The 13897-nt window shown below is 60.1% G+C and carries 11 protein-coding genes; 2 read left to right on the top strand and 9 right to left on the bottom strand.

From position 1 onward, the window contains the following. From L8V01_RS09555 to L8V01_RS09545, 3 genes are all read right to left on the bottom strand, one after another. Positions 1-2220 (bottom strand): VaFE repeat-containing surface-anchored protein (locus L8V01_RS09555; RefSeq protein ID WP_269946837.1); only part of this gene is annotated, 2220 nt, incomplete at its 3' end. A gap of 782 nt (positions 2221-3002) precedes the next feature. Beyond that, a complete protein-coding gene (locus L8V01_RS09550; RefSeq protein WP_269946836.1) occupies positions 3003-3326 on the bottom strand; it encodes a malonyl-CoA-ACP transacylase in 324 nt (107 codons plus the stop codon). Positions 3327-3699: 373 nt separating this feature from the next. Next, a complete protein-coding gene (locus tag L8V01_RS09545; protein ID WP_269946835.1) occupies positions 3700-4992 on the bottom strand; it encodes an adenylosuccinate synthase in 1293 nt (430 codons plus the stop codon). An 87-nt stretch (positions 4993-5079) separates the two neighbouring features. Between L8V01_RS09545 and L8V01_RS09540 the strand changes: the two genes are divergently transcribed. Continuing rightward, on the top strand, positions 5080-5967 hold the full coding sequence (locus tag L8V01_RS09540; protein ID WP_269946834.1) for a hypothetical protein: 888 nt from the start codon (positions 5080-5082) through the stop codon (positions 5965-5967). Positions 5968-6019: 52 nt separating this feature from the next. Here the strand turns inward: L8V01_RS09540 and L8V01_RS09535 are convergent, their stop codons facing one another. Continuing rightward, a complete protein-coding gene (locus L8V01_RS09535) occupies positions 6020-7219 on the bottom strand; it encodes an FUSC family protein (protein WP_269946833.1) in 1200 nt (399 codons plus the stop codon). A gap of 165 nt (positions 7220-7384) precedes the next feature. On the opposite strand from L8V01_RS09535, the gene L8V01_RS09530 reads away from it, so the two are divergent. Next, positions 7385-8440, top strand: a complete 1056-nt coding sequence (locus L8V01_RS09530) for an HNH endonuclease signature motif containing protein (protein ID WP_269946832.1) — start codon at positions 7385-7387, stop codon at positions 8438-8440. A gap of 93 nt (positions 8441-8533) precedes the next feature. Here L8V01_RS09530 and fbaA read toward each other — a convergent pair whose 3' ends face one another. The 5 genes from fbaA to L8V01_RS09505 all read right to left on the bottom strand — a co-directional run bounded on the left by fbaA (position 8534) and on the right by L8V01_RS09505 (position 13841). Next, positions 8534-9568 (bottom strand): class II fructose-bisphosphate aldolase, encoded by a 1035-nt coding sequence (fbaA, locus tag L8V01_RS09525; RefSeq protein WP_269946831.1) that lies wholly within the window; start codon positions 9566-9568, stop codon positions 8534-8536. Positions 9569-9729: 161 nt separating this feature from the next. Next, positions 9730-10920 carry a glycoside hydrolase family 76 protein gene (locus L8V01_RS09520; RefSeq protein WP_269946830.1) on the bottom strand — a complete coding sequence of 397 codons (1191 nt, stop codon included), beginning with the start codon at positions 10918-10920 and terminating at the stop codon, positions 9730-9732. Positions 10921-10974: 54 nt separating this feature from the next. After that, on the bottom strand, positions 10975-11688 hold the full coding sequence (locus L8V01_RS09515) for a TrmH family RNA methyltransferase (protein ID WP_269946829.1): 714 nt from the start codon (positions 11686-11688) through the stop codon (positions 10975-10977). Further along, positions 11675-12265, bottom strand: a complete 591-nt coding sequence (gene pyrE / locus L8V01_RS09510; protein ID WP_269946828.1) for an orotate phosphoribosyltransferase — start codon at positions 12263-12265, stop codon at positions 11675-11677. The genes L8V01_RS09515 and pyrE overlap by 14 nt, the downstream gene beginning before the upstream one ends. A 55-nt stretch (positions 12266-12320) precedes the next feature. Beyond that, positions 12321-13841: a type III secretion system chaperone family protein gene (locus L8V01_RS09505; protein ID WP_269946827.1), complete on the bottom strand. Its 1521-nt coding sequence runs from the start codon at positions 13839-13841 to the stop codon at positions 12321-12323. Positions 13842-13897 lie beyond the last annotated feature (56 nt).

Here is a 13897-nt window from a genome sequence, read left to right as displayed (position 1 = left end):
AGTCTTTCCCTCATCGCCATCAGAAGGCTCGCCTGGCTCACTCGGCTCATTCGGGGTAGTCGACTCGCAATCCGAAGGCTCCTCAGAAGTGGAGGTCTCAGAAGCCTGGGAAGTTGTGGTCTCTACAGACTCAGAAGGCTCGCTGGACTCAGACTCAGACGGTTCCTCAGAAGGCTTCTCGCTCTCGGAGTCACTCGGCTCCTCAGACTCGCAGGTCTCGCTAGTCTTCGGGGTAGAAGAATCCTCAGTGGAGGACTGCTCGGAAGAAGCAGTTTCCTCAGACGAAGAAGGCTCGGAAGGCTTCGAAGTTTCACTCTCGCCACCATCACCAGGCGTACCCGGAACGTCCTCGGTAGAGGTGGCGGTCTCCGGAGTCGTGGACTCAGAAGGCTTGTCAGACTTTACGGTCTGTTCCTTATCCTCGATGTCGGTGTGCTCGGCAATGTCGTTCTTCTCACCAGTGGTGGAATCCTTGCCGTCCTTGTTAACAGCAGTGGAGGTCAGATACTCGAAAGCAACTGCCTCATCAACAGCCTCGGTGACACCCTCATCAACAGTGATCTTGACTTCTTCCGTGCCCTTGGAGGTCTTCGCTACGAAGGTCTTCTTACCGTGGCCGATTACCGGGTAGTCACCAGTAGCCTCGTCCTTAACCTTGGAACGCAGCTCTGCATTCAGAGTGTACTCCTTGCCAGGAACCAGGTCAGTGTACTCGACAGTATCGCTAATGACGGTGCCAGCCTTAATCTCATCGCCCCTAGCCTTCTCAGCCTTGGTACCGATGGATGGCTCCATCTTCGAGGTTACAGTCTGAGCCTCATCATTGATGTCACGGTGATCGGCAATCTTCTTCTCTTCATCAGAGTTCGGAGTTTCCTTACCATTCTCATCAACCTGCTTGGAATACAGGTCCTCGAACGCGACGGCAGCCTTGATGACGCCCACAACATCGTCGTTGACCTTAATATCAACGACCTCTTCGCCGGCAGACTTCTTCGGGGTAAAGGTTACTTCGCCCTTGCCGACAACCTCGTTCTCACCTTTTTCATTCACTGCCTTGTTACGCAGCTCGGCCTTCAGAGTGTACTTCTTGCCCGGTACAAGATCCTCGTAATGAACCTTATCCTTAACGGTGGCACCAGCAACTACCTGCTGCTTCTCGCCATCAAAGGAAGCTTCGGTCTTGATCTCCGGATTAAGGTCCTTTTCCTGCTCCTCCGTAGTCGGAGTCGGGTCAGGATTAGGTACTACATCAGTAGTCTTACCCGGGGTCGGCTCTTCAGTGTCTTCCGTAGTGGTTTCCTCAGAGTCAGTTGGCTCAGAGTCGGTAGTCGTCTCGCTAGAGGAAGTCTCCTCTTCGGGATTCTCAGAGGTAGTCTCTTCGGTCGTATTCTCATCGGAGGTCGTCGGCTCCTCGGAACCGCCGCCGTTGTCCGGATTATCCGGAAGACCAGGCTGATCTGGAGGCATCACGCGTTGATCATTCGCATTCTTACCAATTTTCTCTCCTGGTTTTGTCGGACCAGTGAGACGACCGTTCGGGCCAACAAGCGTAATGAACGCACCTTCTGGTGCCTTTGGAACAGAGACGGAATCCAGTTTCTGAAGTTCCCAAGGTTCATTCGGATTAATAGTAAACCCTGTTAGAGACTCAAACTCCTTCAAGCTTCCCTTAAAGTCCTTAAAAACTGGACCAACAAACTGGTCATTTTTCATGGCCCCAGGATCCACAATGCCATGGCGAGCAATTTTGCTACTGCTGTTGTCACCAATCAAGGCACTTAAGTAGTAGGAATAGGTCGCGACCGTTTGCCGCCCCTCTTCCCCCTTCTTCAAAGCCTGTTTAGACAACGTTGCCACATTGATAGCTGCATCTCGCAGGTTTTCAGGAATGGGCGCCTTACCTGCAGTAGCGACGTCATACTTAGCAGTATTGCGCATTGGCTCAGCCTTAGAAATGTCTACACACCAAGCCCAGCCAGCATTACTACCAGGATTTCCTGCTTTACCGAAGTCCGTGGTCCACTCTTTGTTCGGATCCTTAACCGGCGCACCGGCCCACACCATAGTGCCCCAACCTTTTGCTACGCCAGCCAGCTTCTCTGTATCGCTACCGAAGCTATCATCTGGTTGAATCTGGATAGCTTCACCATCAGCATCCTGAGCCTTTGCTCCAGGAACGGTAACCATGGCCGCAATTACCGCAATTGCAGCAAGCACTGCGGTAAAGACTACCCACCCCTCTCGGGATATGTTTCTTAACTTACTCATTCTTTCCTCTTCGAGCGGTACAAATACTTACATTCGTTTTCCTACAAAGCGACTGTTTTCGCTGAGCAGAACCTGAATTTGAGATTTGAACACACTGCGGTTAATCAGGATTTTGGACCCAAATCTGGATTAACTCTTATTGTGCTCTCAGGATAATATCACGCGTAGATTTAAGAAGCTAACCAGAAAGTTTAAAAACTGCACGTTATGCAGGTTTTCTTATTTATTAGCTGTAGGTAAACGCACCTACTTTTACGAGGCATTAAGGCATTACAGGTAAATGTTCATTGTTTCCTAGACGTATTTTAAGTTTAGGAAGCTGAACCCCTAGCTTCATCACTACCAAGATTGGTTTTAACGTAACCCGTGTTACCGCTTCTATACACTGCGTTTTATCTAAGCTTGCACAAATTCAGGAAGCGACTTTACCCCCATTTTCATCCCATTACCTCGAGATCGCCCATAAAAGCTGACCTTGCCAATGTGACTAGAGAGGATTTAATAACGGAGTAGAACCATTCAAAGGTGTTGACGCTCAACAATCCTTAACCTTATTGCAATTCATCTCCGCAAAGAAATGTGTGAGCGAATTCTCACCTAACGGTCAACCTAATCACATGCAGGCGAACGCACTCAGGAGTGAAGTAATCTAGGCAAAGAAAATCCGCACGGGCTCCGGCAAGCTAATGCTCTACCGAGGCCGCAGTGCGGATTCTGAAATGAGTTAGGCCTTAAAGAACGGCAGTGACCTGGTAGCCCTTCTCCTGTAGGAGCTGGGAAACTGCCTCGAAAGTAGCGTCGTCCTTGTCCGGATTGTAGGTCTTCGGATTTAAAGCAATATTGGCGGTATCGCCGTCGTAGCGCACGCTGATGAACTCGTAGCCGGCTTTGGCGTGGGCGGCGTCGATAAGAGCCTGCACGTCGTCGTTATTGCTCTGCTCAGCAACAGCAACCTGCTTCTGCTCAGGTGCCGGCGTAGTCTCCTGTGCCGGGGTACCTAGGCCGAAGAATCCCATAATCGTGGCAAGCAGTCCGCTCACTAGCTTGATGATCATTAAAGTATCTCCCTGTGTAGTAATGCGCGGGAATAGGGCCCGCGAAAGCTGAAAACTCTCTGTACTTAAAACGAACTTAACCTTAGATGAGTTTTTGGTTACGTTCAACGGGGAAAGATCTATGCTGGCATGCCACGGTCTTGCCGGCAGCTAAAGGGCACTGAAATGCCACAGCGCCCGTGCTCCGTCTCAGGAACGGGGCACGGGCGCTTTCGCTTAATGAGAGCCTACCTCCCCTAAAGGGACGGGGAGCTAGGTAGGGATTAGGAACCTTGCTGTTTACTTGAAGGGCTGAAAGAAACAGCGTGTAGGGAGCCAGTTCAGCTGTGCTAGGTATCGGGGCTCTCACAGCACGGCAGTAAGGACTACGGCCTTACTGGTCCTCCATCACATCATGGCGAATGATGGTCTGGTCGCGGCCGGGGCCAACGCCGATATAGGAGATACGGCAGCCGGAAAGATCTTCCAAACGCAGGACGTAATCCTGTGCCTTCTGCGGTAGCTCCTCAAAGGTGGAGCACTCTGTGATGTCCTCATCCCAGGCCGGCATGGTCTCAAAGATGGGCTCGGCGTGGTGGAACTCGGACTGGGTAAGAGGCAGCTCGTCGTAGCGCTTGCCGTCGACGTCGTAAGCCACGCAGATCGGAATCTCGCCAATGCCGGTAAGAACGTCCAGCTTGGTCAGGAAGTAATCGGTAAAGCCGTTGACGCGGGTGGCATAGCGAGCAACGACGGAGTCGTACCAGCCACAACGGCGCTTGCGGCCGGTGTTCACGCCAATTTCACCACCGGTGGTCTGCAGGTACTCGCCCCACTTATCAAAAAGCTCGGTGGGGAACGGGCCGGCACCCACGCGGGTGGTGTAGGCCTTGATGATGCCTAGCGAGGTCTTGATGCGGGTCGGGCCGATGCCGGAACCCACGGAAGCACCACCGGCGGTCGGGTTAGACGAGGTCACAAACGGGTAGGTGCCGTGGTCCACGTCGAGCATGGTGGCCTGACCGCCCTCCATGAGCACGTGCTTGCCGGCCTCGAGGGCTTGGTTGAGCTCCAGCTCGGCGTCGATAACCATCGGGCGCAGGCGGTCGCGGTAGCTCAGGAAGTACTCCACAATCTGATCCGCCTCGATGGCCTTGCGGTTGTACATCTTCACCAGCATCTGGTTCTTGATATCCAGCGCGGATTCCACCTTCTGGCGCAGGATGGACTCATCAAAGATGTCCTGCACGCGGATGCCAATGCGCGCGACCTTATCGGCGTAGGTCGGACCGATACCGCGGCCGGTGGTACCAATCGCGCGCTTGCCCAGGAAGCGCTCCTGCACGCGGTCCAGGGTCTGGTGGTACGGCGCCACTAGGTGCGCGTTCGCGGAAATCTTCAGGCGCGAGGCGTTCGCACCGCGGGCCTCAAGGCCATCAATCTCATCAAAGAGCGCCTCAAGGTTAATCACCACACCATTGCCCAGCACTGGGGTGGCGTTCTCGGACAAAATGCCGGCCGGCAGGAGTTTTAGCTCGTATTTTTCGCCGCCTACCACGACGGTGTGGCCGGCGTTATTACCGCCGTTCGGCTTGACCACGTAGTCAACCTTGCCGCCGAGGATGTCGGTCGCTTTGCCCTTGCCTTCGTCGCCCCACTGGGCACCGACAATGACGATCGCTGCCATTGTTTAGTCACTTCCTCATAATTGAAGCCAAAATACTCTCCAACCTTACACTTTTGCGGCCCAAAAAGCCCGCGTAGCATTGTGCGCATGCTCTTTTTGTTCCTTCGCTGCGGCGCCCCGGGCATCCCAATGCCCGCCGAGGCCCATGATCTTTCGGCCATTCCCACCCGCAAAGAGTTGGCCGTCATCGACAACGCAGCCACCGTCCTGCTTCCCGACGACCCCACTCCCTCCCTCGATGACATCGCCGCCCAACCAGATGTGCGGCACCTCGGCGCACCACAGGCCGCGCCCCAAGCACCCCACCTTGCCGAGCCTTTGCGCATCGTCGTCGCCGGTTCCGACGCCGCCCTCTCGGCCGTGCTGACCCGCCTCATGCGCTCCGACAATCTCTGGGCCGAGGTCGCCTTCATCCCCGTCCCCTCGGCCGCAGCCTCCGCCTCGTCCGCCTCCGCGCCGGCCGCCTCCTCCGCTTCCGCCGCATCCGCGGCCGTCACGTCTGCGGCCGCGCAGAACTGGGGACTTCCCACCGACCCAGCCGAGGCCCTCGACTTCGCACGCACGGCCCCGGCCCGCCCTGCGCCGCTCATCCGCAACGATTCCGGCCTCGCCGTCGCCGGCTCCGCAACTATTTCGGACGCCGCAAACGGCTCCTTTACCGGAGAAATCATCATCGACGACCACACCCTGGCCGCCTCGTCCCCCAAAACCTTTGGCGCGCGTCTCGTCCCGATGACCGACGCCCCCGGCATCCTCGCCGCCCGCGCCACTTCCCCCATTGAGCCCCAGGGCCGCCTGCGCTCCCTGCTGCGCAAGCCCGGCCAGCTCGACCCCGAATCCGTGCGCACCGGCCGCGCTGTCCAAGCCGGCGGCCCGCAGCTGCGCGTCATCGTCGATTCTGTCCCTCACAAGCGGCCGGTGACCCGCGTGACGTTCTACCGCCACCTACGCGACCTCCAGATCGTCCGCCCTTAGCCCACGCGGCATCCTTGTCTGCGCGCGACGTCTTTATCTACGCGCGAGGCCGCTAGCCCTCGCGCCCCCACACCTCGGGCGGATAGGCCGGGTGCTGCGAGGTCGGCACGAGGTGCGCCACGGCCGACTCGCGCGAGAGCCCGCAAACCATCAGCATGTCCACCACAATGGAGCGCGTCTGGCCCAAAATCATATAGGCCGACAGCGTGCCTTCTTTGTCGATGATGTCCAGCCCGGCGCGCCCACCTACGATGCGCAGGCGCTGCACCAGGTCCGGAATCTCAATCGCCTCGTCGTGGCCGTGCTGTTTGCCTTGGCCGTAGAGCTCGCTGATGGCGAGGATGACGTCGGAAAGCTCATCGAGCAACTCCAACTGCTCGTCCGAAACCTTATCGCGGTCCTCCGTCAGGCCAAGCGCCTGGCGCGAGAGCACACGCACCCCACGGACCGCATTATCCACCGGCATGAGGATGCGCTCCAACGAGCGAATGCTGCGCCGCGAAGCCCACAACAGCGGCGAGACCTCCGAGGCCTCCTTACCCGATTGCGCCGCGCTCAGCAGGGTATTGATGCTATTTTGCGTTCCACGCACCGCCTCGCGCGCATCGCGGATGACGGCGGGGTCTTGGTGGCGGATGCCATAAGTGACGTCAGCAAGAATGCTCGAGGCAATCTTTAACACCTTCGAGACCTCACGCCGCGCCTCCACCAACGGGGAATTAGGAATCAGCGCAATGGTGATAAGGCCAATGCCCGAACCAATCATCGCGTCAATCGCGCGGTGCAGGCCTCCCGGGCCCTCTGTGGGTGGGAAAATCGTCGCAATCAAAATCGCGCCAAAGACAATCTGGTTGGTCACCAGCGGCGACTTGGTTAAAAAGGAGCCCACCACCAGGCCCGCGCCCACAATGAAGAAAATCTGAAACGGCCCCTGCCCCACAATCTGGAAGAGCAGGTCGCCCACGGCCACGCCGATAATGCCACCAATTGACATCTCCAGCGCCTTTTTCATCCTGTCCCCGCCCGAAAGGCCCAAGATGATGACCGCGGAAATCGGCGCGAAGAACGGCTGCGGGTGTCCCACCACATCGCCGGCCACCCAGTACGCGAGCGCCGCGCCGATGGTCGCCTGGACGATGTAGACAAACCGCGAGCGAATGCGGTTTACCCGCGAGAGCACCGAGCGATCAATCACCCGCAGCTTTTCCCGCGTTGAGACTCTTTCCTTCGCTTCCGACATGCCTTCCAGCATAGAAGACCGCCCTTACCATCGCCGTCGTCCCCGCGCATCTCGGCCGCCGGCCGGCTTGTGGATAGCTCTTGCCGACGCCCCCTTTTCCCCCACCTATCCACAATTTCCACCTCCCCGGCCGCACACCGCTTGTTTGGCCTTCGCGTGCCTTTTAGCTTCGGCCGTGTGAACACCGAATTTCTTTTGTTATGCCGCCGCGGCGTCGACCTCGTCGCCGAATTTCAGGGCTGCTCCGAAGACTCGCTCCTCGAGGCCGGGGCCAGCCCGCTTTTGGCCGCCCAGCTCGCCCGCCTGCAGCACGCCTATTTCGGCCGCACGTCGAATACCCGCAAGCAACGTCTCGCCCGCGACGCCGCCCGCAGCCGCGCCCATGACCTCGCCACGCTCGATAGCATCGAGTCCTATGCCCGCCGCGTGCGCGATACCAACCGCGCCTGGGACCTGCGCCTAGAACTCTGCCGCACCGAGGCGCGCCTCATACCCTCCGTGGCCAAGAAGCTGCTCAAGCAGCTCAATCCGCCCCGCCGCCCCGAACCCGGAGTGCGCTATACCCGCCGCCCCGACGGCCCACACACCATCTCCATTACGGCCGATCCCACCGATATCGCCGATATCAAGGGGGTGCTCTCCTCCGTCAACAAAGATGATCCCCTCGCCGCCGCCAAGAAGGTCCTCCTCGAGGGCAACCCCGGCGCACTGCCGGCCGTGCACACCAACGTCATCCTCACGCTGGACCAGCTCGACCGCATCGTCGCCGCGCCTTCCGACGCCTCCGATATCACCCTCCAGCTCACCAACGGCGCCCGGATGACCGGCGCGCAGCTCGTCGCCCGCGCCTTAGCCCAGCGCGGCTACGTCAGCCTCGTTCACCCCGAGCACGGCCCGGTTAACCTGTATCGCACCGAGCGCATGGCCACGTGGAAGCAGCGCATGCTTGCCGCGGCCGAGCACCCCGTGTGTGCGTGGCCGGGCTGCAATACGCCTGCCGACGACGCCCAAGTCCACCACCTCACCGCCTGGTCCGCCGGCGGGCCCACCAACCAAGAAAATCTGGTCACTTTGTGTGCGCACCACAACGCCGTCAACCAAGATGACCCCGCCCGGCCCACCGAACGCGGCCGCATGGTGCGCGTCAAAGGCCGCGTTGCTTGGGTCCCGCCGTGGAGCAATACCCCGCGCTTCGTCCCCAGCCCCGCCCGGCCGCCCAACTCCCACCCCTAATCGTCCCCCGGCCGAAGGCACGAAAAAGCCGCCTCCCACGCGGGGAAGCGGTCAATTCAGCGTGCCTTTTTACGAGGCTGCCTTAACTGAAATTTACTTGGAGATGGACTTGCCCACAGAGTGCAGGTCCTGGCAGGACTCGATGACGCGCTCGGACATACCCTGCTCTGCCTTCTTCAGGTAAGAGCGTGGGTCGTAGGCCTTCTTGTTGCCAACCTCGCCGTCGATCTTGAAGACGCCGTCGTAGTTCTCCATCATGTGGCGAGCGATCGGGTTGGTAAATGCGTACTGGGTATCGGTGTCCACGTTCATCTTGATAACGCCGTAGCCCAGAGCCTCTTCGATCTTCTCCTTCTCGGAGCCGGAGCCGCCGTGGAAGACGAAGTCGAAAGCGTACTCGTCCTCGCCTAGGCCGAGCTTCTTCTGTGCGACCTTCTGACCCTCGAGCAGGACCTCTGGGCGAAGCTTCACGTTGCCTGGCTTGTAGACGCCGTGAACGTTGCCGAAGGTAGCGGCCAGCAGGTAGCGGCCCTTCTCGCCGGTGCCCAGGGCATCGATGGTCTTCTCAAAGTCCTCTGGGGAGGTGTAGAGGTTAGCGCCTGCCTTAGCCTGGATGCCGTCTTCTTCGCCGCCGACGACGCCGATCTCAGCCTCGAGGATGACGTGAGCGTTCTTAGCCTTCTCCAGCAGCTCCTGTGCGATGACCAGGTTCTCATCGATTGGAATAGCGGAGCCGTCCCACATGTGGGACTGGAACAGCGGGTTCTCGCCGCGGTCGACGCGCTCCTGAGAGATTGCCAGCAGTGGGCGGACGTACTCATCGAGCACTTCCTTCTGGCAGTGGTCGGTGTGCAGCGCGATATTCACGCCGTAGTGCTTGGCGGCCTCATGAGCGAATGCGGCCAGTGCCTGAGCACCCTTGACCTTGTCCTTCACAGCCAGACCGGAGCCGAAGGCGGCACCGCCGGTGGAGAACTGGATGATGCCGTCGGACTCGGCCTCCGCAAAGCCCTTCAGAGCTGCGTTAATGGTCTCAGAAGAGGTGCAGTTGATAGCTGGGAACGCGAAGCCATTCTTCTTCGCGGTATCCAGCATCTCGTTATAGACCTCAGGGGTTGCAATTGGCATGAGTTTCCATCCTTAAAAGTGGGGTTGTGGTCAAACACGTTCCAACACCCAAGTATGCCCGTTTCACGGAATTTCTGCCGCAAAAACTATGTGACATTTTCAACCCGCCTCTGCTCGGCGCGAATCCGCCCCGCCGCTGTGGGGGTTATTTAGGCTGCGGATTATTTGGACATGTGCCGCGTCACGCGAGCGCAAGCCTCCATCAGCATCCAGCCGGATAGTTGCACGGACAGGTCGCGCTCGTCCACGCGGATGATGCCTACCTTCTCACTCATGGTGCGTCGGCCGAAGCCATAGTTATGCGGCAGACGCGCATCGGCCGTCCAGTCGGATCCGAAAATCGGCAGACCATCAACCTCGAGTCGGTGCTCCCATACAGATTCGGCCGAGGCCACCACCATGCGCGCGGCCAGCTTCTTCGTCGCACGGTTGGCGGGGGAATCGCCGGGCAGGCGCACGACGACGTCGGCAAGATAGCGCATCAAAATGCCCTTAAACAGGCCGCCATCGCCATCACCGGTCTCCCAGTCCACCACGCCTGAGGGCGTAGCCATGCCCGAAGCCACGGTTTGCACTAAGCCGCGGATGCGGATGATGTACTCCATCATCTCGGAGGCCATCTCGGCCTCATGCACGCTGTCGATCTGCTCCAAGTCACCCACGCCGGCCTTTTCGCGCAGCGCCAATACGATTTCCAAGCACGCGCCCAACACCACGCCCTGGCAGTAAGGGTGAATGTTTTTTACCACCTCAGGGCCGTCCATGCGCATGCGGACGCCGTCCATGATGTAGCCGTCGTCGTCAAGCAGGTGGTCATAAATCCAGTCGATGATGCGCCGCGCTTCCTCGATGCGGCCCATGCGTGCCAGCATGATGGCACCTGGGCCGTTGGAGGGCACATTCATGAAATTCTCGCCCACTCGCCACGGCAGCACGCCGAGTGTTTCATCGAGGCCGTCGTGGATATTGCGCTGCAGCGCCGCCAGACGCTTCGGCGTCTTCGCCTTCTTCAACCCCTCCACGCGGCCGAAGGCGAGCGCGAGCCAAGCCTTGTCGTCGTAGTATTTATTCTTTGTCAGTTGCGCGAGGTTGCGAATGCGGATGCCCCGCATAGTGTCGAAGATGCGGTGACGGCGAACCTTGGTGTTATTGCGCAGCGCGGCGTCGACAAGGCAGTCCAAGTAGTGGGCCTGCCACCAATAGTGCCAGTGGACGAAGAGCTTTTCCTTCGTGGTGGGCGGCCAGCTAACCACCGCAAGGTTGGTGCGCGGCAGGCCCCACACAGAGTGCGCGTGGCGCTCATTGATGGCGGCTTCTGCGAGTTCGGCGCGGTGGGCCCATTTTTCTTCCACAGTTCCTCTATCACTCCAGTCGCACGGGTAGATACAGCTAGTGTAGCGATCTTCCTACCAAGAATTAGCCAGATCGGCGTGCTGGCGGATCCAAGCGTGCATGGCAATGCCGGCCGCGACCCCCGCATTAATGGAGCGTGTGGAGCCAAATTGGGCGATGGAGCAGGTCATCACCGCGGCATCCTGGGCCGCTTGCGTTACGCCGGGGCCTTCTTGGCCGAAAAGGAGCAGGCTACGTTCGGGTAGCTCGGCCGTTTCAAGGGGTACGCAACCGGGGGTGTTATCAATGGCTACGACGGTCAGGCCTTCCTCGGCCGCCCACGCAATGAGCTTCTCGACGCTCTCGTGGTGCATCAAATGCTGATACCTGTCCGTGACCATTGCACCGCGGCGATTCCACCGCCGGCGGCCGACGATGTGCACGGTATCGACGGCGAAAGCGTTGGCGGTGCGCACAACGGTGCCGATATTGGCATCATTTTCGAAGTTCTCAATGGCGATGTGCAAGCTATGCCGACGCTTATCGATGTCCCTCTTAATCGCTTCCCTGCTCCAGTAGCGGTAGGCATCGACCACGTTGCGGCGGTCGCCTTCCGCAAGCAGCTCTGGGTCGTACTTCGCGGCATCCGGTCCTTGCGGCAGCGGGCCTTGCCAGGGGCCTACGCCATGGCGGCCTTCATTCCATTCGGTCGGACCCTTGGCTTCGTCCGTTTTAGCCTGGTCTGCCTTGGGGTGACCCGCCGCGCCATCTGCGTTAGGCGAGGTCAAGGTCGCCCAAGCCCAGCAGGGAGCGGTATTCCAAGCCTTCGGCAGCGATGACGTCACCGGCACCGGTCTCGCGGTCGACGACGGTCGCGACACCAACGACCTCAGCGCCGGCCTCGCGCAGCGCAGCCACGGCAGTCAGCGGGGAGTTGCCGGTGGTGGTGGTGTCTTCGACGACGAGAACCTTCTTGCCTTCTACGTCGGCGCCTTCAATGCGGCGTTGCATGCCGTGCTTCTTGGCTTCCTTGCGCACGACGAAGGCGTCGATATCGCGGCCGTCGGCATGCATGATGGAGGTAGCGACTGGGTCGGCGCCGAGTGTCAGGCCACCGACGGCCGCGAAATCCCAATCCGCGGTCAGCTCGCGCAGCAGCGCACCGATGAGGCGGGAAGCCTCGTGGTGCAAGGTGGCGCGGCGGAGATCCACGTAGTAATCAGCTTCCTTACCCGAGGACAAGGTCACCTTGCCGTGGACGACGGCCAATTCCTTGACTAGCTCGGCAAGCCGAGCCTTCTTCTCGGTGTCCAGGTTCTGGGCGCTGGCGTTGTGCGCATTTGTGTTCTGAGAATCCACAGTCATCTGCTCCTTGTCGTGGTTCGTGGGCGGCGGCCGGCCGCCCGTATCGGACTCTAGGCTACTCTCCCCGGCGCGAGTCCGATTCCTCGGCCGAGGAGTCGCTTGCGGCGTCGGAATCGGTGGCATCGGAATGGGCGGCAGCAGAATCGGCGGCGTCGGGATCGGCCGAGCTGGTGGAGTCGCCGGCGGGACTATCGAAGATGGAGGCGGCACGGAACTGCTGGCGTGGCAGGCGGGCGGTGTGGGAGTCGGGGTTGGGGCGCTCGCGGCCGTCGGCAATCGCGTCGACCTCGTCGCCGCCCAGAGCGGTGTGCTCGACCGGACCGCGGGTTTCGGAATACGCCCGCGATGGCATCTGCAAAGGCTCCTCCGGCCGCTGGATAACGGGCCGTTCAAACTCCGGTACGCCTGCGGCCGGCGCGCCGCCGACCGCCTCTACGATGGGCTGCGCGGGAATCTCGCGGACTGGGTCCAAGTCTTCGAGGCGCAGCACCTGCGTGGCCGAAGAACGCGGTGGTAATACGCGAGCCGCGTCCGCCAGAAGTGCCAGCGGCGGCAGCATCGCGTCCCACTCCGCCGAGCGCGCTTGTTTCGTGGTCTGCGCAAGCACCCACTCGGTTTCCATCCACAGTGCCGTTACGGATTCTGGCATTTGCTGCAGGGCAACATGCACGCGCTCGTCAACCATGCGCTCGGTGACTGCGCTTTCCGAGGAATACACATCGAACCCCTCGATGGTCATGGCCAAAAGCAGGTCCTCGGAGGTCCTTGTGCTCTCGCGGTCGAAGCGGCGGAAATCCACCACCATGTCTGAGGCCGCGCCGGTGCGCATGGCCATTACGTTGACACCATCGATATCCATCAACAGCATCTCGTGGCCGTAGACGTTGCCTGCAACAATGTCTTTGGGTGCTGCACCGGTGGAGGCCACTCCCCTCGTCCATTCGTCTACGAGATAAGGATCGGACTTCATAAATTCAAAGCCCTTGGCTTCTGCCCAATTCCGGCGCTCGCGGCGAATCGTTCCCGGCAGAACCGGCCGATGGCGGGCATGCGGCTTCGAATGCGGGCGTGGCTCGCTTTCTGGATCGCTTGCCGGTTGGCGATCCGACTCGTGGGCCAGATCGTGGATCAGGGCTTGCTCCGGTGTGGATTCTGCGCTGGACTCGGACTCGGAATCCTTGTCAGGCTCCGGTTCGCGGACCGGTTCCGGTTTAGGGTCCGGCTCGGGAGTGGGCTCAGATGAGGGAGCTGAGTTGGGGGTTGGACCGGAATCTAGGTTGGGCGCGTCGCCGGCGGGACCAGCGGTCTCGTGTGGCGCATCAACGGGAAGGGCTTCTGCTTGCGCGTCGGCGGACTCGGCGTCAGCGGAGCCGGAATCGACGGGCGCGGCAGGGGCGGGCTCGGCAGGGGCGGGCGCGGCCGAAGCTTGGTCCGCGGAGGCCGGCTCGGCGGAAGCGGTGTCTGCGTCGGCAGTGGAGGCAGGGGTGGAGGGGGCGCGCTGTTTGCCGTCGTAAAGCAGCAAGGCACCGCCGGCAATGCCGAGAAGAAGCGCGAGAGCAAGGATTAGAAAAGCCATCACCCCACGATAGTAGTAGGAATGGGCAAGCCCTCAGCGCTCGGCGCGCGGGTGCG

The sequence above is a fragment of the Corynebacterium curieae genome, assembly GCF_027570035.1.
Taxonomy (GTDB): Bacteria; Actinomycetota; Actinomycetes; order Mycobacteriales; family Mycobacteriaceae; genus Corynebacterium; species Corynebacterium curieae.
Note: the sequence above shows the minus strand (reverse complement) of the source record. Positions and strands in the feature narration are given on the sequence as shown.

Excerpts from the sequence above, each read along its gene's own strand:
- L8V01_RS09545 (WP_269946835.1), bottom strand. The coding sequence starts at position 4,992 with ATGGCAGCGATCGTCATTGTCGGTGCCCAGTGGGGCGACGAAGGCAAG.
- L8V01_RS09550 (WP_269946836.1), bottom strand. The coding sequence starts at position 3,326 with ATGATCATCAAGCTAGTGAGCGGACTGCTTGCCACGATTATGGGATTC.
- L8V01_RS09505 (WP_269946827.1), bottom strand. The coding sequence starts at position 13,841 with ATGGCTTTTCTAATCCTTGCTCTCGCGCTTCTTCTCGGCATTGCCGGC.
- pyrE (WP_269946828.1), bottom strand. The coding sequence starts at position 12,265 with ATGACTGTGGATTCTCAGAACACAAATGCGCACAACGCCAGCGCCCAG.
- L8V01_RS09535 (WP_269946833.1), bottom strand. The coding sequence starts at position 7,219 with ATGCTGGAAGGCATGTCGGAAGCGAAGGAAAGAGTCTCAACGCGGGAA.
- L8V01_RS09540 (WP_269946834.1), top strand. The coding sequence starts at position 5,080 with ATGCTCTTTTTGTTCCTTCGCTGCGGCGCCCCGGGCATCCCAATGCCC.
- fbaA (WP_269946831.1), bottom strand. The coding sequence starts at position 9,568 with ATGCCAATTGCAACCCCTGAGGTCTATAACGAGATGCTGGATACCGCG.